Source organism: Brevundimonas sp., assembly GCF_035561115.1.
Taxonomy (GTDB): Bacteria; Pseudomonadota; Alphaproteobacteria; order Caulobacterales; family Caulobacteraceae; genus Brevundimonas.
The window spans coordinates 1-20,981 of record NZ_DATMYH010000112.1; the positions used below are offsets into that span (position 1 = coordinate 1).

14 protein-coding genes and 1 tRNA gene are annotated in these 20,981 nt (G+C 67.8%); 7 read left to right on the forward strand and 8 right to left on the reverse strand.

All coding sequences use genetic code 11. The features are described from left to right. Positions 1-131: 131 nt before the first annotated feature. The 4 genes from VN378_RS15505 (at position 132) to VN378_RS15520 (ending at position 6,175) form a co-directional block, all read left to right on the forward strand. Positions 132-896: a class II aldolase/adducin family protein gene (locus VN378_RS15505; protein ID WP_325744461.1), complete on the forward strand. Its 765-nt coding sequence runs from the start codon at positions 132-134 to the stop codon at positions 894-896. Then, positions 893-1,672 (forward strand): hypothetical protein, encoded by a 780-nt coding sequence (locus tag VN378_RS15510; RefSeq protein ID WP_325744462.1) that lies wholly within the window; start codon positions 893-895, stop codon positions 1,670-1,672. Before VN378_RS15505 ends, VN378_RS15510 begins: the two co-directional genes overlap by 4 nt. Positions 1,673-1,793: 121 nt before the next feature. Continuing rightward, complete coding sequence (locus VN378_RS15515) at positions 1,794-2,951, forward strand: efflux RND transporter periplasmic adaptor subunit (RefSeq protein ID WP_325744463.1); 1,158 nt, start codon at positions 1,794-1,796, stop codon at positions 2,949-2,951. Further along, positions 2,951-6,175 carry an efflux RND transporter permease subunit gene (locus VN378_RS15520; protein WP_325744481.1) on the forward strand — a complete coding sequence of 1,075 codons (3,225 nt, stop codon included), beginning with the start codon at positions 2,951-2,953 and terminating at the stop codon, positions 6,173-6,175. The genes VN378_RS15515 and VN378_RS15520 overlap by 1 nt, the downstream gene beginning before the upstream one ends. A gap of 190 nt (positions 6,176-6,365) precedes the next feature. Here VN378_RS15520 and VN378_RS15525 read toward each other — a convergent pair whose 3' ends face one another. Beyond that, complete coding sequence (locus VN378_RS15525; protein WP_325744464.1) at positions 6,366-6,905, reverse strand: cytochrome c family protein; 540 nt, start codon at positions 6,903-6,905, stop codon at positions 6,366-6,368. Positions 6,906-7,051: 146 nt separating this feature from the next. On the opposite strand from VN378_RS15525, the gene VN378_RS15530 reads away from it, so the two are divergent. Both VN378_RS15530 and feoB read left to right on the forward strand, forming a co-directional pair. After that, entirely contained in the window at positions 7,052-7,360 is a 309-nt protein-coding gene (locus VN378_RS15530; RefSeq protein WP_325744465.1) for a FeoA family protein, read from the forward strand. Then, positions 7,360-9,231, forward strand: coding sequence for a ferrous iron transporter B (gene feoB / locus VN378_RS15535; protein ID WP_325744466.1), 1,872 nt, complete (start codon positions 7,360-7,362; stop codon positions 9,229-9,231). Before VN378_RS15530 ends, feoB begins: the two co-directional genes overlap by 1 nt. A 10-nt stretch (positions 9,232-9,241) precedes the next feature. Here the strand turns inward: feoB and VN378_RS15540 are convergent. The 6 genes from VN378_RS15540 to VN378_RS15565 form a co-directional block, all read right to left on the reverse strand. Beyond that, positions 9,242-9,317: transfer RNA gene (locus VN378_RS15540), tRNA-Thr, on the reverse strand. A 119-nt stretch (positions 9,318-9,436) separates the two neighbouring features. Next, entirely contained in the window at positions 9,437-10,936 is a 1,500-nt protein-coding gene (locus VN378_RS15545; RefSeq protein WP_325744467.1) for a tryptophan halogenase family protein, read from the reverse strand. A gap of 15 nt (positions 10,937-10,951) precedes the next feature. Then, positions 10,952-12,913: a glycoside hydrolase family 3 protein gene (locus VN378_RS15550; protein ID WP_325744468.1), complete on the reverse strand. Its 1,962-nt coding sequence runs from the start codon at positions 12,911-12,913 to the stop codon at positions 10,952-10,954. A gap of 73 nt (positions 12,914-12,986) precedes the next feature. Beyond that, positions 12,987-15,776, reverse strand: coding sequence for a TonB-dependent receptor (locus VN378_RS15555; RefSeq protein ID WP_325744469.1), 2,790 nt, complete (start codon positions 15,774-15,776; stop codon positions 12,987-12,989). 224 nt (positions 15,777-16,000) lie between these two features. Further along, on the reverse strand, positions 16,001-17,392 hold the full coding sequence (locus VN378_RS15560; protein WP_325744470.1) for a glycoside hydrolase family 30 protein: 1,392 nt from the start codon (positions 17,390-17,392) through the stop codon (positions 16,001-16,003). Between the two features lie 146 nt (positions 17,393-17,538). Then, entirely contained in the window at positions 17,539-18,606 is a 1,068-nt protein-coding gene (locus VN378_RS15565; RefSeq protein WP_325744471.1) for a LacI family DNA-binding transcriptional regulator, read from the reverse strand. Between the two features lie 93 nt (positions 18,607-18,699). Between VN378_RS15565 and VN378_RS15570 the strand changes: the two genes are divergently transcribed. Further along, positions 18,700-19,947: an MFS transporter gene (locus tag VN378_RS15570; protein WP_325744472.1), complete on the forward strand. Its 1,248-nt coding sequence runs from the start codon at positions 18,700-18,702 to the stop codon at positions 19,945-19,947. Here the strand turns inward: VN378_RS15570 and VN378_RS15575 are convergent. Beyond that, entirely contained in the window at positions 19,942-20,976 is a 1,035-nt protein-coding gene (locus VN378_RS15575; RefSeq protein WP_325744473.1) for a serine hydrolase, read from the reverse strand. The genes VN378_RS15570 and VN378_RS15575 overlap by 6 nt on opposite strands. Positions 20,977-20,981 lie beyond the last annotated feature (5 nt).

Below are 20,981 nucleotides of genomic sequence, written 5' to 3' on the forward strand. Positions count from 1 at the left end.
CGTCTCCGGCGAGCCGATGGAGTTCGACACAGCCGAGCTAACAAGCGGGACGCTAAGACGCGGTTAACGGAAGCTGAATCTTGACGCCGGGCCGGTCCGGCGCGAGCGTGCGCCACAACGAGGAGACGATCATGGCCGACGGCGCGACCACAACGCTCAAGTCGAGGGTGTCAGAGGCGGAATGGGCGGCCCGCGTCGAGCTGGCTGCGCTTTACCGGCTCGTGGCCCTGCACGGCTGGGACGACATGATCTTCACCCACATCTCGGCCCGCGTGCCCGGACCCGAGCATCACTTCCTGATCAACCCCTACGGCTGGTATTTCGAGGAGATGACCGCCTCGTCGCTGGTCAAGGTCGATCTGGACGGCAACATCGTCCAGGAGACGACCAGCTTCATCAATCCGGCCGGCTTCACCATCCACTCCGCGATCCACGCGGCGCGGGAGGACGCCCGTTTCGTCATCCACCTGCACACCGTCGCCGGGGTCGGCGTCGCGGCGCAGAAAGAGGGCCTGCTGCCGATCGGTCAGAACGCCTGTCTGCTGCAGCATCAGGTCGCCTATCACGGCTATGAGGGGCTGGCGCTGAACCACGACGAGCGTGAACGGCTGGTGGCGGATATGGGCGACAAGCCGCTGATGCTGCTGCGCAATCACGGAACGCTGGCGGTCGGCCAGACGGCCGCCGCGGCCTGGGTCGGCATGTTCTTCCTCGAGCGCGCCTGCGCCCAGCAGGTGGCGGCGCTGTCGGGGGGACGCGAGCATGTGCTGTTCGCCCCCGACGCCGCCCAGGCCGAGACGAAGGAACAGGGCAAGGGCATCGGCTTCATCTCCGGCCTGGCATGGCCCGGCGCCCTGCGGATGCTGGACCGAAAGTCCCCGGGCTACGACGCTTGAGGTCGGCCGGGGGGCTGCTGATCGGACTGGCGGCCCTCGCGGGAGCCGGAACCGCCTGCGCGGGCCCCTGGACCCAGCCCGAGGGGCGCGGACAGGTGATCCTGAAATACGAGGACATGCGCGCCGACCGCGGCTTCGACACGGACGGTTCGCTGGCCGACCTGCCGGCCGAGCGCCGGGACTCCGTCGCCAGCGTCTTCGCCGAATACGGCCTGACCGACCGTTTCACCTTTCAGCTCAAGGGCGATTGGCAATCGGGCGAGGACGCCTTCGTCGACTATGAGGGACGCGGGCCGCTGGAGATCGGGGTGACGTGGCAGGCCTGGCGCGACGATCGCACCGCCGTCAGCCTGTACGGCGGCTACGCCGACGGCGGCGAAGGCCGCAACGCCGGCTACGCCCCGCCGGGGCAGGGCGACAGCGACTGGGAAATGCGGGCATCTATCGGACGATCGTTCGGCGGCGCAGGCGGCCGTTGGGGCTCCAGCGGCGGCTTTGTCGAAGTGCAGGGCGCGCGCCGCATGCGTCAGGGCCTGCCGGACGAGACCCGCGTCGACGCCACCGCCGGCGCGCACTTCGGCGACGACTGGATGGTGCTGGCCCAGGCCTATGGCGGACAGGCGGACGACGACGGCGCCCGCTGGTTGTCGGTCGAGGCTTCGCTGGTCCGCGATCTGGGCGACTGGAGTCTGCAGGCGGGATGGCGTCAGGCGGTCGCGGGTCGTGAGACGCCGCAAGGCGGCGGGCCCGTCGTCGCCCTGTGGCGCCGGTTCTGACCGCGGCGTCGCGGGCCTTTCCGGCGACGGAAACGCAAACAACAACCGTTACATGGACTTTAGTTGCGTCGACGGCGTCAGCCGCTAAGTCGGCTCGTTCCATCGCCAGAGAGCCTCACGCGTGATCAAACGCCATTTCTTCCTCATCGCCGCCGCGGTCCTGCTGGGCCTGATGGTGGTGGCGGTCGTCCTGCGCTTGGCCTTCGCCGGCGACGAAAAGGCGGGCGGCGGACCGGGCGGCCGCGGCGGCCCCGGGGGCGGGCGCGGCCAGACGGTCTCCGCGGCGGTGGTCGGCGCGCGGTCCTTCACCGACGAGATCCGGGTTCTGGGCGTGGCGCGCGGCCGCCGCTCGGTCAACATCACCTCCTCGACCAGCGAACTGATCACGCGTGTCCTGTTCACGGACGGCCAGAGGGTCGCGGCGGGCGCGCCGCTGGTTGAGCTGCAGGCGCGCGAGGAAGACGCCGGGATCATCGAGGCGCGCGCCCAGGTGGCGCAGGCGCAGCGCCAGTACGACCGCTACAGGGCGCTGGCCGAGCGGGGCATCGCGCCGCGCGTCACGGCCGAGGACGCCGAGACGGCGCTGGCGACCGCCCGGGCCTCGCTGACGGCGGCCCAGGCGCGCCGCGGCGACCGGTTGATCCGCGCTCCGTTCGCAGGCGTGCTGGGCCTCAGCTCGGTGACCGCGGGCACCCTGGTCAGTCCCGGCGGCGTCATCACCACCCTGGACGATATCGACGTCGTCCGCGTCGATTTCCCCGTGCCGGAACGGTATCTGGGCGTGCTGCGCACCGGGACGCCGATCCGGGCCATGATCGACGCCTATGGCGACGAAGTGTTCAGCGGCCGCATCGCCCTGATCGACACCCGCATCAACGAACAGACCCGCGCCGTCACCGCGCGCGCCGAAATCCCCAATCCCGGCTACCGCATCCGCCCCGGCATGGCCGTGCGCGTCGCCGTCCAGCAAGGCCAGCGCAACGCCCCGGCCGCGCCCGAGGCGGCGGTGCAATATGAAGGCGACGGCGCCTTCGTCTATCGTATCGCCAGGGGCGAAAAGGGCTCCACCGCCCAGAGGGTGGAGGTCGAGACCGGTTCGGTCGAGGGCGGCTTTGTCGAGATACTGTCCGGACTGGACCTGGGCGACCGCATCGTCGGTTCGGGTCTGAACCGCATCCAGCCGGGGGCGCCGGTCAACGTCGCCGGGCAAGGCGGCGGACGAGGGCAGGGCGCACCTCGCCCGGCCGCCGCCGCTCCCGTGCAGGGCGCCGCCCGATGATGCTGTCCGATCTGGCCGTCCGCCGCCCGGTGTTCGCGGCGGTGGCCGCCATCGTCCTGTGCGTGATCGGGGCCGCGGCCTTCTTCTTCCTGCCGGTGCGCGAACTGCCCGACGTGGACCCGCCGATCGTTTCGGTCAGCACCAGCTACGCCGGAGCCTCGGCCGAAGTCATCGAGAGCCGGATCACCGAGCCGATCGAACAGCAGATCGCCGGCATCCAGGGCGTGGAGCGGATCAATTCCTCCAGCCGCGACGGCCGCTCCAACGTCTCGATCGAATTCTCGCTGGACCGCAACATCGACGACGCCGCCAACGACGTGCGCGACCGGGTGTCCCGCGTCGTCGGCCGTCTGCCGGATCAGGCCCAGCCGCCGGAAGTGTCCAAGGCCGACACCGACAGTCAGCCGATCATGATCCTGTTCCTGCGATCGACGGGGATGAACCGGCTGGAGCTGACGGATTACGCCGACCGCTATCTGATCGACCGTCTGGCGACCGTTCCCGGGGTGGCCCAGGTGCAGATATACGGCGAGCAACGCTACGCCATGCGCATCTGGCTGGACGCCTCGGCGCTCGCCGCCCGCGGCCTGACGGTCACCGACGTCGAGACCGCCCTGACGGCCCAGAACGTCGAACTGCCCGCCGGCCAGCTCGAGTCGGGTCAGAAGGACTATACGGTCCGCGTCGCCCGCACCTATGCCCGGGCCGAGGACTTCCGCCAGCTGCCTGTCGGCACGCGCGGCTCCGGCGCGACCGTCGGGACCCAGACCGGCGCAGCCTCCTCGGCGACCGTCCTGCCCAGCGGCGCTTCGGGCGCCATCCAGGGCCAGTCCGCCTACGTCACCCGACTGGGCGACATCGCCCGCATCGAGGAAGCGCCGGCCGAAGACCGCCGCCTGTTCCGCGGCAATGGACAGGACCAGATCGGCCTTGCGGTCACCCGCCAGGCCCAGTCCAACGACCTGGCCATCTCAAAGGGCGTCAAGGACATGCTGGAGCAGGTGCGTCCCAGCCTGCCCGCAGGAACCGAACTGGTCGTCGGGTCCGACAACTCGGTCTTCACCTCCCACGCCATCGAGGAGGTCTGGATCACCATCGGCATTTCGCTGGCGCTGGTGGCGCTGGTGAATTTCGTCTTTCTGGGCAGCCTGCGGGCGGCCTTCATCCCGTCCATCGTGGCGCCGATCTGCCTGCTGTCGACCTTCATCGTCCTGGCCCCGCTCGGCTTCTCGCTGAACCTGCTGACGCTGCTGGCGCTGGTTCTCGCCATCGGCCTGGTGGTCGACGACGCCATCGTGGTCACCGAGAACATCCAGCGCCGTCTGGATCACGGCGAACCGCCGCTGGTGGCCGCGGAGCGGGGAACCCGGCAGGTGTTCTTCGCGGTGGTGGCCACGACGATCGTGCTGCTGGCGGTGTTCGCGCCGCTGCTGTTCCTGCCGGGCTATGTCGGCCGGCTGTTTGTGGAGCTGGCGGCGGCGATCGCGGCGGCCGTGGCTTTTTCGGCCTTCCTCGCCCTGAGCCTGTCGCCGATGCTGGCCTCGCGCATCCTGAAGCCGGCCTCGGGCGGCGGTTGGCTGGCGCGCCGGGTCGATCGCGCCATGGACGCGCTGCGCAATTCGTACCGGAACTCGCTTCAGGCCCTGCTGGGCAGGCGGATCGCCGTCGTCGGCGTGTCGGCCCTGGTGCTGGCGGTCGCCGGAGGCGCGGCGGCCATGTTCTTCGCCCTGCCCAACGAGCTGGTTCCGGCGGAAGACCGCGGCCGGGTGCAGATCCGCGTCCAGGGCCCCGAGGGCGCGGGCTTTGACTATACGCGCAGGATCATGATGGGGATCGAGCCCATCCTTGCAGGGTACAAGGCCAGCGGCGAGGCCGACAGCTATCTGATCTCGGCTCCCGGCTTCGGCGGGGGCGGCTTCAGCACCGGCAACGGCAGCCTGATCCTCAGCGACTGGTCCAAACGCGACCGGGCGGCCGACGAGATCGCCCAGGAACTGAATGGCAAGCTGCGCGGCCAGACTGACGCCCAGGTGAACGCCTCGGTCCCCGGCGCCTTCCAGCGCGGCGGCGGCAATTCCAACGCTATCGAGATGGTCGTGACGGGGGCCGAATACGAGGACATCTACAACTGGCTGCAGCCGGTGCTGGCCGCGTCGCTGGAAAACCCCGGCTTCTCGCGCCCGCGCCTGAACTACGAGCCCAACGCGCCGCGCCTGCTGGTCGACGTCGATTCCGAGAAGGCCGCCGCGCTCGGCGTGTCGGCCCAGGCCGTCGGCCGGACCCTGGAGACCATGTTCGGTTCCCGCCGCGCCACCACCTATCTGCGCGGCGGCCAGGAATACGATGTCATCCTCCAGACCCGACGCGACGACCGGCGCAGCGTAGGCGACCTCGAGGCCCTGTATGTCGCGACCGGCTCGGGACAGCTGGTGCCCTTGTCGGCGGTGGTCACGACCCAGACCTCGGGCGACACGCCGGACCGGCGGCGGCTGGACCGGCAGCGGGCGATCTCGATCTCGGCCGACCTGAATCCGGGCACGACCCTGGCCGACGCGACCGAGTTCATGACCCGGGTGTCGCGCGAACAGCCCCAGGGCGTGGTCACCACCCAATGGGGCGGGGCGGCGCGTGACCAGCAGGAGGCGGGCGGCGCGGTCGCCGCGGCGTTCGGCCTGGCCCTGCTGCTGGTCTTCCTGGTGCTGGCGGCCCAGTTCGAAAGCTGGATCACGCCGGCGGTCATCATGCTGACGGTGCCGCTCGCGGCCGCCGGCGGCCTGTTCGGCCTGATGATGGCGGGCTCAAGCCTCAACATCTACAGCCAGATCGGCCTGATCATCCTGATCGGGGTGGCGGCCAAGAACGGCATCCTGATCGTCGAATTCGCCAACCAGCTGCGCGATCAGGGCCGGTCGATCCACGACGCGATCATAGAGTCGTCGACCCTGCGCCTGCGCCCGATCATCATGACCTCGATCGCCACGGCCTTCGGCGCCCTGCCTCTGGTGCTGTGGCAGGGGGCGGGGGCCGGCAGCCGCCAGACCATCGGCGTGGTCATCTTCGCCGGGGCCATGTTCGCCACCCTGCTGACCCTGTTCGTGGTGCCGGTGATCTACGGCGTGCTGGCTCGCTTCACGAAATCGCCGGAGTACACGGCCCGCAAGATCGAGGAATGGGAAGCCACCGAGGCGGCGGCGAATGACGCCGTGCCAGCTGCGGCGGAGTAGGACGCGCCGCCACAGCTTTGTATAGCACCGGGAATTCCGCCAAAGCTCTCAAAACGAAGAATAAAATTCTGGCGGACGGCTGTTTGCCCAGCACTGCTGCCGGCTGCGTTAAATTGTCGGGATGAAGGTTGTTCCACGGTCACCCCTGTCCGCCGTCGTTCTGAAGAGTCCGGTGAGTCCGCAATGTCCGCTAAAAATCCGTGGCCAGCGGACTCTTCGGAGACCGGTCGAGGGCGGTCGAGGGCTCGGCGGCGGGCGGCGCGTAGCCGGTCTCGACCTTCAGCCAGGCGATGACATCGCGGCGGTCTGTCGCGTCCGGGATTCCGGGGAAGCTCATCCTGGTCCCGCGCAGGAAGGTGCGGGGGTTCTCCAGCCAGTGGTCCAGGTGCTCCGCATCCCAGGTGAAGCCGGCCGTCTTCACGGCGGCGGAGTAGTTGAACTTCGGCTGGCCGCCCGCGGGGCGGCCGAAGACGCCGTACAGGTTGGGCCCGGTCATGTTCGGGCCGCCCTCGGTCACCGTGTGGCACGAGCGGCAGCGGGCGAAGATGCGGCGGCCGTTCTCCAGATCGGCCTGGTCGTAGGGCGCGGGCAGGGTGGCCAGCAGGGTCGCCTTTTCAACAGCCGTTGGCGCCGGTCTGGCGGGGGCCGTGGGGCGGCTGTCTCCGGCCTCGCCCTGGCTACAGCCGGCCAGGGTCACAGCGGCGAGGGCGGTGAGGACGTGGCGGGTCATGAGCGGCTCCGGCAATACCCGCCCTTGATAGCCGAACCGCGACGCCCGGCAACCGTGCGGCGTCATGTCGGACTGGACGGCAACCAGTCGCACCTGATAATCACTGTCAACAGACGCGGAAGGCCGCGGCGATGGTTGCGAACGTGATGTCCGATATCTTCAAATTGAGCCAGGCCCGCCGGGGCGACCGCGGCGTGATCGTCCAGGTCGGCGACCATGGGCCCGCGGACGAGCATGCGCTGGAGCTGGAGCGCCGCCTGCTGGAGCTGGGCTTCGTCGAAGGCGCGCGGGTGGAACTGCTGCACGAGGGGCTGTTCGGCCGCGATCCCATTGCGATGAAGGTGGACGACATGCGTGTGGCCCTGCGCCGCCATGAGGCCGCCCGCCTGCTGGTCCGGTTCGAGATCGTCGCCGTCGCGGAACCTGTCTTCGTTCCGGAAGAGGCCGCCGCCTGATGGATATGGCGGTACGGAGCGCGCGGGTCGCGCTCGTCGGCAATCCGAACAGCGGCAAGACCGCCCTGTTCAACGCCCTGACCGGCGCGCACCAGAAGGTCGCCAACTACGCCGGCGTCACCGTCGAGCGTAAGGAGGGCGTGATCCGCTCGCCGGACGGCCGCACCCTGTCCGTCCTGGATCTGCCCGGCACCTATTCCCTGCGCGCGCGCAGCCCCGACGAGGAGGTCACACGCGACGCCGTCCTCGGTCGGTTGGCCGGAGAAACCCCGCCGGACGTGATCGTCTGCGTCGCCGACGCGACCAATCTGCGCCTGATCCTGCGCCTGGTGCTGGAGCTGAAGGCCGTCGGCCGGCCGATGGTGCTGGCCCTGAATATGTACGACATCGCCCAGCGTCAGGGCCTGCGGATCGATCTGGAGCGGCTGTCGGCCGAACTGGGCGTGCCGATCGTCACCACCGTCGCGACCCGCAAGCGTGGCATCGACGAGCTGATTACGACTATCGCCGGGGTCGTGGACGCCGCGCCGCAGGTCGCAGCCAACGCCTGGGCAGCGCCCGACGCCGACGCCCTGCGGGGCGCGGCGCGCGAAGCCGAGCGGATCATGAAGGCCTGCGTTCGTCCGCCGGAGCGGCCGGACACCCTGACGGGCCGGATCGATTCGGTCCTGCTGCACCCGGTCGGCGGCCTCGTGATCCTCCTCGCCCTGCTGTTCGTGATGTTCCAGGCCGTCTTCGCCTGGGCGACGCCGCTGATGGATGGCATCGAAGGCGTGCTGGCGGGACTCGGCGCGCTGATCGCCACGGTGATCCCGGACGGCGTCTGGCAGAGCCTGATCGTCGACGGCCTGATCTCGGGCGTCGGCAGCGTGCTGGTCTTCCTGCCTCAGATCCTGATCCTGTTCCTGTTCATCATCCTGCTGGAAGACTTCGGCTACATGGCCCGGGCGGCCTTCCTGATGGATCGGATCATGGGCGGAGCGGGGCTGCACGGCCGCGCCTTCATCCCCCTGCTGTCCAGTTTCGCCTGCGCCATTCCAGGCATCATGGCGGCGCGGGTGATCGATTCGAAGCGCGACCGGCTGACGACCATCATGGTGGCCCCGCTGATGACCTGTTCGGCGCGCATCCCGGTCTACACCCTGATCATCGCCGCCTTCATTCCCGACGAGCAGGTATGGGGCTTCGCCAGCCTTCAGGGGCTGGTGATGTTCGGCCTGTACGCCTCGGGCATCCTCAGCGCCCTGGCGGTGTCGTTCGTCATTCGCAAGGTGTTCTGGCGGGGGGCGGTCGAGCCCTTCATGATGGAGCTGCCGGCCTACAAGACGCCCGACATGAAGAGCGTGCTGTTCAATCTGTGGCTCCGGGCGCGCATCTTCCTGGAGCGGGCTGCGCGGATCATCCTGCCGCTGATGATCCTGGTCTGGGCCCTGGCGACCTTCCCCTATCCGCCCGAAGGCGCGACCGCGCCGGCCATCGACTACAGCTTCGCCGGCATGATCGGCCACGCGCTTGAGCCCATCTTCGCCCCCATCGGCTTCAACTGGCAGATGGTCATCGCCCTGGTGCCCGGGATGGCCGCGCGCGAGGTCGCCGTGGCCGCCCTGGGCACCGTCTACGCCGTGGCCGATCCGGAAAGCGCGACCAGCCTGCTGGGCGCCACCCTGGCGGCCCAGTGGTCACTGGCCACCGGTCTGGCCTTCCTGGCCTGGTATGTCTTCGCGCCCCAGTGCGTGGCGACGCTGGGCGTGGTCAAGCGCGAGCTGAACTCGTGGAAATGGATGTGGGTCATGGTGGCCTACATGTTCGGCCTGGCCTATCTGGCCGCCTTCGTCGTCTACCGGATCGCGGTCGCCCTGGGCGGCGGCTGACAGGCAGCGGTGGTGCCGGCTGCAGGAATCGAACCCGCGACATCCAGTTTACAAAACTGGCGCTCTACCAACTGAGCTAAGCCGGCCGCCGCCCGGACGGGCCGCCCTTATGCTGGCGCGGCATGAAGGACGTCAAGACGGCCGGTTCGGACCGGGCTGACCGGCGACAGCCGGAGAGCGCATTTCTCTATCGTCGGACGGCGGATCAGGCCGCGGGGCAGGTGCGCGCGACGTAGGCGGCGTGCGACGGCATGACCGCGACGCATTTCCGGATGACTTCTTCCACGCCGCCGAGGAAGGTCAGAAGCTCGGCCCCGGACTTCATGTCGACCAGCGGGTCCCAGGCGCGCGGGATCACGCCCTGGCCGAGAAAGACCTGGATCCAGCTTTCTTCAGCGAACAGCTCCTCGTCCTCGCGAAAGATCCGTCCATTGGCCCGGAACAGATCGATCTTGCGCTGGAGCGTGTCCGGGACCTCCATGTCGCGGCAGTAGCGCCAGAACGGCGTGTCGTCCCGCTCTGTCGCCTTGTAGTGGAGGATGATGAAGTCGCGGATTCGCTCGTATTCGAAGTCGCTCTGACGATTGAACTCGGTGATCGTCGCCGGATCGAAGCTCGCGTCGGGCAGCAGACGCACCAGGCGAATGATCGCTGACTGGATCAGGTGGATGCTGGTCGATTCCAACGGTTCGAGGAAGCCGCTGGCCAGGCCGATCGCCACGCAGTTCCGGTTCCAGATCTGCTTGCGCTTGCCCGTGACGAAACGGAGTCGGTTGGGTTCTGCGAGCTGCTCGCCATCCAGATTGGAAAGCAGGAGCCGCTCGGCCTCGCCGTCGTCCATGTGTTGGCTGGAATAGACGTGGCCGTTGCCGGTGCGATGCTGCAGCGGGATGCGCCATTGCCAGCCTGCGGGCCGCGCCGTCGACCGGGTATAGGGGGTGAAGGGCTCGATCCGGGCGCAAGGAACGGCCATGGCGCGATCGCAGGGAAGCCAGTGGGTCCAGTCCTCATAGCCGGTCTTCATCGCCTGCTCGATGATCAGGCCGCGGAAGCCGGAGCAATCGATGAACAGGTCGGCCTCGATCACTTCGCCATCGTCCATGGTCACGGACTGGACGAAGCCGTCCTCACCCCGCAGCGCTACATCGGCGACCTTGCCCTCGCGCCGCCTGACGCCCGACGCTTCCGCCAGGCCGCGCAGATATCCGGAATACAGCGCTGCGTCGAAGTGAAAGGCGTGGGCGATATGGCCTAGCGGCGAGTCCGCCATCTTTGGATCGGCCCGCATGAATTTGTTCTCGAGCGCGGCTGCGGTGTTGATCGAATAGTTGGCGAAGTCCGAGGCGGCTCCCTGGGCGTTCAATTTGAGCCAGTACTGGTGGCAGCGCAGCCATTCCAGATCCCGGCCGATGACGCCAAACCCGTGGATATAGCTTGAGCCCTGCTTCCACCAATCGACGAACTGGATGCCCAGTTTGAAGCTGCCCTGGGTCCGCTGCATGAACTCGTTTTCGTCGAGCCCCAGCAGTTCATTGTACTTCTTTATCGCCGGGATCGTCGCCTCGCCGACGCCGATGATTCCTATGGCCTCGGATTCGATCAGGGTGATCTCATAGAGGCCCTTGAACAGCCTGGACATCAGGGTAGCCGACATCCAGCCCGCCGTGCCGCCGCCGACGATCAGAATCCGCTTGAGCTGCTGCATGGTTCCGGGTCCGCGTTACGGAGCGGAGACTTCGCAGGCCGCAGGCGTGGCAGGCAAGGGCAGTTGGCCGACCGGGCGGGCGGCGGCATAGCTGAGGCCATAGCCTCGCGCGAACTGGACGATGTCTCCCGGGGCCTCACCTGTGCTGCAGGCCGATCCGGGCCAGACGAACGACAAGCGACCGGAAAAGTCGTAGCGGCCCCCCGTCAGGACGTCGGCCAGCCCCGCCCCTTCGGTGCCGGGCAGGAAGGCGGCGACAAAGGCGTCTGACAGGTTGATCAGGTCGTTGGCGTAGGCGGGCCGGCCCGAATAAAGCACGGACACGACCGGCACGCCCTTGCCTGAGACGGCGCGCAGGACAGCGAGATCGGCGGGATACATCGTGCTGTGCTGGACCGGCGTCGGGAAGCGGACGTCGCCATTGAACTCGGCATAGGGCGTCTCGCCCAGGACGGCGACGACCGTATCGAAGTCCGCGACGTTCACGCCGGAACCGTCGGCGGAGTAGGTCACATTGGCTTCGCCCAGCGCCTGCCGCAGCGCGCCCAGCAAGGTCGAGCCGGTGGCGAAGTCGGCGTTGCTGTTCTCGGTGCCCTGCCAGGTCAGCGACCAGCCGCCGGTCTGGTTGGACAGGCTGTCGGCGCTGGCTCCCACGACCAGAATCCGGCGGCCGCGGGCGAGCGGCAGGGCCTGGTTGTCGTTCTTGAGCAGGACGACGGATTTGCGCACAGCCTCGCGGGCCAGGGCGCCGGCGTCCAGGGCCGCGGCTCGTCCAGTGAAGGAGCTGGCCGAGGCTGGATGATCAAACAGGCCCGAACGCATTTTCACGCGCAGGATACGGGTCACCGCGTCATCGATGCGCGATTCCGCAATCCGGCCCTCGCGCACGTCGGTCGCGGTATTGGCGATGAACGCGCGCCAATCCTCGGGGACCATGATGATGTCGATGCCGGCATTCACCGCCTGGGCGCAGCGATCCTTGGCGCAGCCCGGCACCTGTTCGATACCGTTCCAGTCGGACACGACCAGGCCGTCGAAACCGAGGCGGTTCTTCAGCACATCGGTGATCAGTTCGCGATTGCCGTGCATCTTGCCGTAGTCGCGTCCGGTCGAGACGTCGTTCCAACTGCTGTAGGATACCATCACCGTCTGCACGCCCGCGTCCAGGGCGGCGTAGTAGCCGGCGGCCTCCTGTGCGATCAGCTGTTCGCGAGTGTCGCGGTTCTCGCCCTGGTCGACGCCGTTGAAGGTGCCGCCGTCGCCCAGATAGTGTTTGGCCGTCGCCAGCACGTCGCCGTCCCCCGAAATTTCTCCCTGCAGCCCTTTCACCATGGCCGTGGCGTAGCGGGCGACCAGGGCGGGGTCGCTGGACCAGCTTTCGTAGGTGCGGCCCCACCGGCGGTTCTGGCCGACCGCCAGCGTGGGAGCGAAAGCCCAGGTGATGCCGGTGGCGCGGACCTGCTGCGCGGTCGCGCGACCGATGCGCTCGATCAGCTCCGGATCATGGGCGGCGCCGAGGCCGATGTTGTGAGGAAAGATGGTCGCGCCAGCGACGTTGTTGTGCCCATGCACCGCGTCCGTGCCCCACAGCAGGGGGATCTGCGTCGGCATATCGGTGGACAGGGCGGCCCGGGCGAAGCTGTCCGCCAGGGCGCTCCAGTCCGCTACGGTCGCGTGCTTGTTCATCGAGGGCCAGGCGCCGCCGCCGTTCAGCACTGAGCCGATGTAGTACTGACGCACCTCGTCCGGCGTGATGTACCGCACGTCGGGCTGGGTCATCTGCCCGATCTTCTGCTCCAGCGTCATGCCGGCGACGATCACAGCGATACGCCGCTCCAGCGCCGCGTCCGGCGCCGTCGGCGACCGAAGCGCGGGCCATTCCGCCACAGCGGGGGAAACGGGATGGCTCGCGGGCATCGGTGCGCAGGCGGCCAACAGCAGCAGCGAGGCGCAGAGCTTCAGTCGGAGGCAGGTCATGCGTCTACTCATTACTCATGCTGGAGATTGGCCCCGGGAGGGCCGTGAAGTCGCCCTGCGCCCCGGACTCGTCCTAGAACCGGTAGTTGATGCCGAACAGGAACTGGCGCCCGTACTCCTCATAGGTCTCCGGGAGCGTCCCGCCATCGGCCGTGGTGGTGCCGCCTGTGTCCAGACCCAGACGGGTGCGATACGGCGAGTTCGTCAGGTTGTTGACCTGGAACAGCAGCCCCAGCCCTTCGAGCTGCCCTGACTGGAAGGTGTAGCCGATCTGGGCGTCGACCTGCTCGTCGTCGAGGATTTCAGTGTAGCCGCGCGTCGCGAACAGCTGGACCACCTCGCCCTTGAAGGCTTCGCGGAAGCGCTTGCTGATCCGCGCCTGGAAGCCGTTGCGCTCGTAATAGCCGGTGAGGTTGTAGACCATGCCCGACAGACCCGGGATTCGCACTTCATCCCCGTTCGGGCTGGGATTGAGATCGGACTCGGTGAACGAGATGCTGCCGGTCATCCCGAAGCCGTCCAGCGGCTCCCAGATAGTGCCGAAGTTGAGCGCGCCGCTGACCTCGAGCCCCTGGACCACGCCACCGTCCCCATTGGCCGGCAAGGTGATCTGGCCGATCGGGCTGATGACCATTCCCGCAAGAGCCGAGGCGGTGCTGGGCAGGGGAATTCCGGAGAAGTCGAAAGTTCCGGTCTGCTGGTAGATGTAGGTCTCAAGCTCCTTGTAGAAGGCGGCGATCGAGAAGTAGGTCGTGGAGTCCACGTACCATTCGTAGGCGAGATCGTAGGCGTCGGCCCGCCACGGCTCGAGCTCGGGATTGCCGCCGCTGGCCGACCATGGATTGACGGTCTGACCCGGCGTGCACGGCTGGCCGGTGCAAACCAGCGCGTCGAAGCTGGGCGTCACATTGGCCCGCATCTCGTCCATACGGGGACGCGCCATCGTCTTGGACGCGGCAAAGCGAAGGCGGTGGCCGCCGCCGAGATCATAGATCAGGTTCAGGCTGGGCAGAATATCCGTGTAATCGGCGCCCTTGGTGATCGACGTCGGCACGATCGGCTGCCCTTGCTCGAGGGCATTGATGACGACACCTGTCGATTCCTGCTCCTGCTGGACGATCTGCAGGCCGATGTTGCCGCGGAAGCGTCCGCCCTCGAAGTCCGCCTTGGCGAAGAAGGTCGTGACCTTCTCCTCGATATCCCAGTTCTTGTCGAAATAGTTGGCGTCCAGGATCGGGGCGCGGTCGTAGTAGACATCCAGCGCACGGGTCAGGTCCACCGACAGCACCTCGCCGAAGCCGCCGAAGCCCAGCGATGTCGGGCTGGCCAGATACTGCGGATCGACCAGCACCTGCTGGCGCCCGTTCTTCAGGAACAGGTCGAAGTCGTCGACGCGTTTCATCTTGTCGCGGTTGGCGAAGTTCACGCCGGCCGAGACCCTGGTGAAGAAGCCGTCAAGGTCGCGTTCGGCGTTCAGGTCGACGGCGAAGATGTTTTCCTCGACGTGCGGGAAACGGATCGCGCCGTCGTGGCCCCAGCCGCCCCAGGGCGCCCGGTCGCCCAGCGAGACCTGGTTGGCGTCTGCATAGTTCAGACCTTCCGAATAGGTCGGATAACCGTCGTCGTTCACCTCGAAGGTGATGGTGTCGAGGGTGCGGCCCACGTTCGGGGTTCCCGGCGTGACGCCGCCTGCGCCGAGACCATAGCCGGCGTAGGTCTCCAGGATCTGCTCGTCGCGGGTGTTGCTCGAGTAGGAAAGATCGGCCCGAACCCGGGTCCGGTCGTCGATCTGATATTCGTTGTTCAGCCCGACGGAGAACAGCTCGTCTTCACGGGTGTTGAAGTCGTTGCGAATGATCGGCACGCCGCCGTTCAGGGTGCCGCTGCGGGCGAAGGTCGAGCCGCCGCGATCTTCTGTCTGGACGTCGGTGAACGTCGCGTTGTCAGCCCAGCCGTTCGAGAACCACTGCGCCCCGCGGGTCGTCTCTTCCTGGTCGAACTTCGAATAGTAGAGATCCAGAATGCTGTGCAGGCGATCGTTCGGGCGCCATTCGGCGATGGCGATGAAGGCGTCGCGGGTGTTGAGACGGGAGGTGGCGAACAGCTCCTGGCCATTCAGGATCAGCGCGTCGTCGGCGCTGTCGGGCGTGACCGCGAACCCGAAGGCCTCATAGCCATAGGCCTTGTAGTGCTGGTTCTGCGAGGGCGAGTCGAGATGGGCGTAGCCGAGGGCCAGACCGAATGTCCCGTCGGCGAACTGGTCGATATAGCTGATCGAGGCGCGGCCGCCGTAGTTGCGGACGTCGTCATTGAGGGCGTCGCCCTCAATGAGTTCGCCACGGACATTGACCGCGATGGCGCGCTCCCGGAACGTCAGGGGCCGCACGGTGCGCAGGTCGGCCGTGCCCGAAAGGCCCATGCCCGAGATTTCGGCGTCGGGCGTCTTGTAGATCACGACGCTGGCCAGAAGTTCCGATGGATACTGGTCGAACTCCACCGAGCGGTTGTCGCCGGAGCTGGCCTGTTGCCGGCCGTTGAGCAGGGTGGTGGTGAAGTCGGGGGCAAGGCCGCGGATCGAGATCACCTGGGCGCGGCCATTGACGCGCTGCGCGGCGAGGCCCGGCAGGCGGGCGATCGATTCCGCGATCGAAACGTCCGGCAGCTTGCCAATGTCCTCGGCCGAGATCGCCTCGACGAGGGAGGTTTCGTCACGCTTGATGGTGATCGAATCCGCGATCCCGCGCCGGATGCCGGTGACGATGACTTCATCGAGCTGGGTCGCGTCCGGATCCTGCGGCGTCTGGGCATCCTGGGCCAGAACCGCGCCGGGCAGGGCGATGGCCAGCGCCGCCACTGACGACATCAGGGACAATTTCGTCCTCGACATGGATCCCGACGAACGAACGCCTGCAAAATCGCTGCGCATGTAGACCCCTCGTGTTTCCCCGCCGACCCTGTGGCCGGTCGTCCCTTTTATTTTTCAGCGCCCTGCCGCGATCTTTTCAGATCGTGATTGGAAGCGCTTCCAATTGCTATCCGAATTGAGCGTCCGCTGCAATCCCGATCACTGTTCCCCGAATTCGCCCCCTATCGGGGCCGGCGCCAGACGTAGGTGGCAGCGGTTCTGGCAGGCAGGACAGCCGATGCGCGCCGATCTCCGTCGCGGATGCCGAACGATACGGACGAGGCCGCCTCGTTCAGGACAATCAGCACGCGCTCGCCGTCCGGATTGAGGAAGGCGACGCCCTGAAGGCCCTCGGGTTCAACTGACGCAATGCGGCGCGCGCCCGGCCGCACGAAGCGGCTCGCGTGCCCGAAGGCATAGTATTCCTGGTTCCGCTCTATCGCCCCGGTGCGGCTGTCGATGGTCACCACGCCGCGGCAATCGCCGCAGCCGCCAGCGTGCGGTCCGTGATTTTCGTCGAGGGCGAGATTCCACATCAGAACCCCGCGCGCCCAGTGATCGGTGGCGCCGATGATCAGGGCCTTCATCGTCCAGCTGAAGCTGTCCGAGAAGTCGGCCGCCCAGTTCCCGCCCGAACATTCGGTGAAGAAGACATCCTTGTCCGGATGAACGTCGCGCACCTGGCTCTGGGCCGCTACCTCGCCGCCGTAGCAATGCCAGGCGACGCCGGCGACCTGGGTGTTGGCGACCGGATCGGCGAGCACGCCGAGCGGCTGTTCGGGATGATCCCAGTTGTGATCCCAGTCGAGGATCCGCGTCCGGATTCCCGCGGACCGGAACGTCGGGCCCAGGTTCCGGCCGATGAACTCCGCGCGCCCCGTCGGCGCCCAGCGCATGCCGGGATAGCTGTCAGGCTCGAAATCGGGCTCGTTCTGGATGCTCAGATAATCGGTGGGCACGCCATGGCCGGCCGCCGAGCGAACGTAGCGGGTCAGATAGTCCGCATAGGTTCCGTAGTGCTCGGGCTTGAGCTGGCCCTGGATCATCGAACCCGTGGTCTTCATCCAGCCCGGCGCGCTCCACGGCGACGCCATGACCTTGAGATCCGGATTAACCGCAAGCGCCTGCCGTACGGTGGGAAAGACATATTCCTCCATCCGGGCGGTGGAGAAGCTTCGCAGCTCAGGATCGGCCGTGTCGGCCAGGCTGTAGTGGTCCAGTGAAAAGTCCGACGCCCCGATGGTGACCCGGGTGAAGCTGAAGCCCAGACCGCCGTCTTCGCGGCCAAACAGTTCGCGGATCAGGGCGTCTCTGCCGGCCGACGTCAGTTTCGTCTGAATCAGCCAGGCCGAGGCGTCCGTGATCGCGGCGCCGAAGCCGACCATCGACTGATGCTGCTGGTCGGCGTCGACCACGAGGACCGGGCCGTCGGCGGCATCGGCAGGCTGAAAGATGAGGGAAGGCTGTTCACTCAGCAGCCGGGTGCGATCACCCGAGGTCATCCAGACGCGTGCGGTTTGGGCGGATTCGGACTGCGGGGCGGTCGCGCATCCGCTGAGGAACAGAATCGCCATTGCGACGCCGATAGCCGCCCGCCGCCCCGGTGTTGAAACCGTCATCAAGATGCCCTCCCTGCGAGGATACGCCTCCGTTCATCGGAAGTCGCTTCGGAACGCTTTCTGGAAGCGCTTCCAATAAGCGTCCCCACGGGGGGCTTCTGTCAAGCCTCGGCGACCGCCAGACGAGGCAGAAGGCGTCCCGCCGAGCCCCGGGGAACCACGGCGTGGGGCAGGGTGATGAAGCTCCAGGCCGACCCCGCGCCGCTTCCACCAAGGCGGCGGTTGAGGGCCAGAACGGCCTCCCGGCCCATGTCCTTCAGAGGCTGATGAACGGTCGTCAGCGGCGGCCAGACGATCTGCGACACCGGCGTGTCGTCAAATCCGGTGATGGACAGTTGGTTCGGCAAATCCAGGCCTCGGCCGTGCGCCACCGACAGGGCTCCGGCGGCCATGTCGTCATTGGCGCAGATCAGGGCCGTCGGCGGGTTCGGCATGTCCAGCAGCCGCGCGGCCAGCAGGCTGCCCGAGCGGAAGGTGAAGTCGCCGCGCGCCATCTCGACATCGTCGGGATCGAGCCCATGCTCGCGCAGGGCCCGCTTCAGGCCGTCCAGGCGCTGCTCGGCGGAGAGGTGGCCCTCGATGCCGCTGACGAAGGCGAACCGGCGGTGACCCAGCTGCAGCAGATGCTCGGCGATATCGTGGCCGCCGGCCTCGTCGTCGATGCCCACGCCGTCCGCGGCCGCCCGGCCCGGACCGCCGGGAGAAATGGTCACGACTTCGCATCCGCGGGCGCGGATCTCCTCGATCAGGATCACATCGTCGGCAAAGGGCGGAGTCAGGATCAGGCCGCGGCATCCCTGGGCGGTCATGAGCTCCAGCACCTGCTGGCGCCGGTCGGGACTTTGCTGGGGGACGTGACGGGTGAGCAGCTGATAGCCAATGGCGAGACACTCGCGCAGAGCGCCCAGTTCCAGCGCGGATGCGTAGAAGGAGTTGGGCTCCGCCTCGAGGTCCGACGCCAGGATCAGGGCCAGCATGCCGCCGCCGCCGCCGGCCAATGAACGCGCCTGCGGATTGACGCGATAGTTCAGCGACTCGACCGAGGCCAGCACCCGGCGGCGAACTTCGTCGCGGACGTTGGGGCCGCCGTTCAGGACGCGTGAAACCGTGGTGCGGCCCACGCCCGAGTGACGCGCGACGTCATCTATGGTCGGTTTTCTGGCCGTCAAATTCCGCTCCCTCGCGACTGCGACGACGATGGGCCTGCGTCCGCCGGCTTTCAATAGCTCGACGGCGCCGGCGTCGCGACGTCATATGCCGCCATGATCGACGACGCCTGCGAGATCCCCCCGCCGTCCCGCCGCTCGAGATGGTTCATCCTCGGATACGGCGCCGCCCAGACCGGCGCCTTCGTCTGCTTCATTCCGTTGCTGACCCTGCTCCTTCCGGAAAAGGCGAGCATGATCGGCGGGGCCGACAAGGCGATGCTGCTGAGTGTTGCGGCCATGCTGGGCGGCGCGACGGCCGCCGTGGCCAATCTGGTGTTCGGGGCCCTGAGCGACCGGACCCGCAGCCGTTTCGGCCGCCGCCGGCCCTGGATCCTGATCGGCGTGGCGATGGCGGCGACGAGCCTCACCCTGCTCGCCCTCGCCCGGACCCCGGTCCAGCTGATGCTGGGGGTGATCCTTTTCCAGGTCGCGGTGAACGCCTTCTATGCGCCGCTGACGGCGCTCGTACCCGACATGGTCCCCGATACGCAGAAGGGGCTGATCTCGGCCTGGGCGGGCGCTGCCCTGCCGTTGGCCAATCTGTTCACCGTGCTGGCGGTGAGCCGACTGGCCGGATCGACCGGCGCCCAGTTCGCGGTCGTGGCCCTCGCGGCCGGGGTTTTGATCCTGCCGTTCGCCCTCAGACTGCGCGAGCCGCCGCCGGGTCGACCGGCCCCGTTCCATCTCTCCCTGACAGCCTTGCGCGAGCGCCGCTTCCGCGCACTGTTCATCTCTCGCCTGCTCGTCGAGAGCGCCGTGGCGATCAACACGCTCTACCTCCTGTACTGGGCTCAGGGACTGCGGACCGGATCGACGCCGGCCGGCTGGTCGGCGCTCGACGTCTTCGGCGTGCTGCTTCTCGTTTCGACCCTGGCGGCGACCGTCAGCGGTTTCGCGGCTGGAACCCTTTCGGACCGTTGGCGAAGGAGGCGCGTCTTCGTTGTCGCGGGATGCGCGGGCATGGCCTTGGCCTTCGCCCTGATGGTCGGCTGGCCGACGTGGACGGGTCTGCTGACAGCCCAGCTGCTGTTTGGCGCGAGCCATGGCGTTCACGCCGTCACCGTGGCCGCCATGACGGCCGAGAGCCTGCCGGACGGGACGCGCGCCGGTCGGGACCTGGGTGTGATGAATATGGCCGTCGCCGCGCCGCAGAGTCTGGCGCCCGCCGGCGCGGCCATGCTTCTCGCCCTCGGGCTGCCGCTCTCCGCCGTCTTTGTCGCGGCCGGTCTGGCGGCGATTGCCGGCGCGCTGGTGCTGGCCTCGGATCGGACGGTTGTCCAACTGCCGGCGTGGCTATCATGAAGATGACGCGTGAAGAGCCCCTGCCAGCAAGTCGTCGCCGAAGGTTGCGGATCCGGGAGGGTCGCCCTGACGTACGAGGACGAGATTCCGTGACGGAACCACCAGCAGCGCCTGGCCGCCTGTCCCCAGGGCCGCCACGGTATCGCGCGGCGCGGAGGGGAACCGGAGGCTGCGGCCCTGCCCAGAGGCGTCCGCGCCCGGTCGAGCGTTCGACCACCACAGCAGACCGTACGACGGGTTCAGATCCTGCGACGGGGTGAGGAGGGTCCGAAGCGTCTCCGCACCGATCAGCCTGCGACCCTTCCACACGCCGCCGCCCAGGACCAACGTCCCGAACCGGGCCAGATCCCGAGCCGTGGACGCGGCGCTGTAGTAGTTGGTCACAGACCCCCGTTCGCCCGATCCCTGTGAGGTGATCCAGCGCGTGTCATCCATGCCGAGTGGAGCGAACAGGCGAGGCCGGGTCCAGGCCTCGATCGTCTGACCGACGGCTCGCGACAGGACATGGAACAGCAGGTGATAGGCGGCGGTGTTGTAGGCCCAGCGAGCGCCCGGCGGGTCGCGCAGCGGCGCAGCCGCGTTGGTCGCGAACTGGTCGCCGACGACGCCCCTCAGCGCCAGACCCGTGTCGTCCAGGCCGGAGGTCATGCTCATCAGATGGCGCAGGGTGATTCCCGCGCGGGCGTCGGTCCGCCAGGTCGGAATGAAATCGGCCGCCGCCTGATCAAGGCCAGCGATCGCTCCATCGTCGATGGCCATGGCGATCAGTACGGCGACGATGCTTTTCGCCACAGAGGCGACTTCGCGCGGCCGGTCCGGACTCCATCCGGGGGCGTAGCGTTCCGCCAGAACCTCTCCGCTCCGACTGACCAGAATGCTGGTGCTCGCCCGGGCCATGGCGAGGTCGAGGACCGCCTCAAGGTTCGGTTGGAACCCGTCCGGTGCGGGGCCGGTCGCGCAGCCGGCGGCCGCGGCGGCTGCTCCGCCGAGGACGGCGCGGCGAGACGGATCGAAGCGCGTTTCGCCCATGGGCG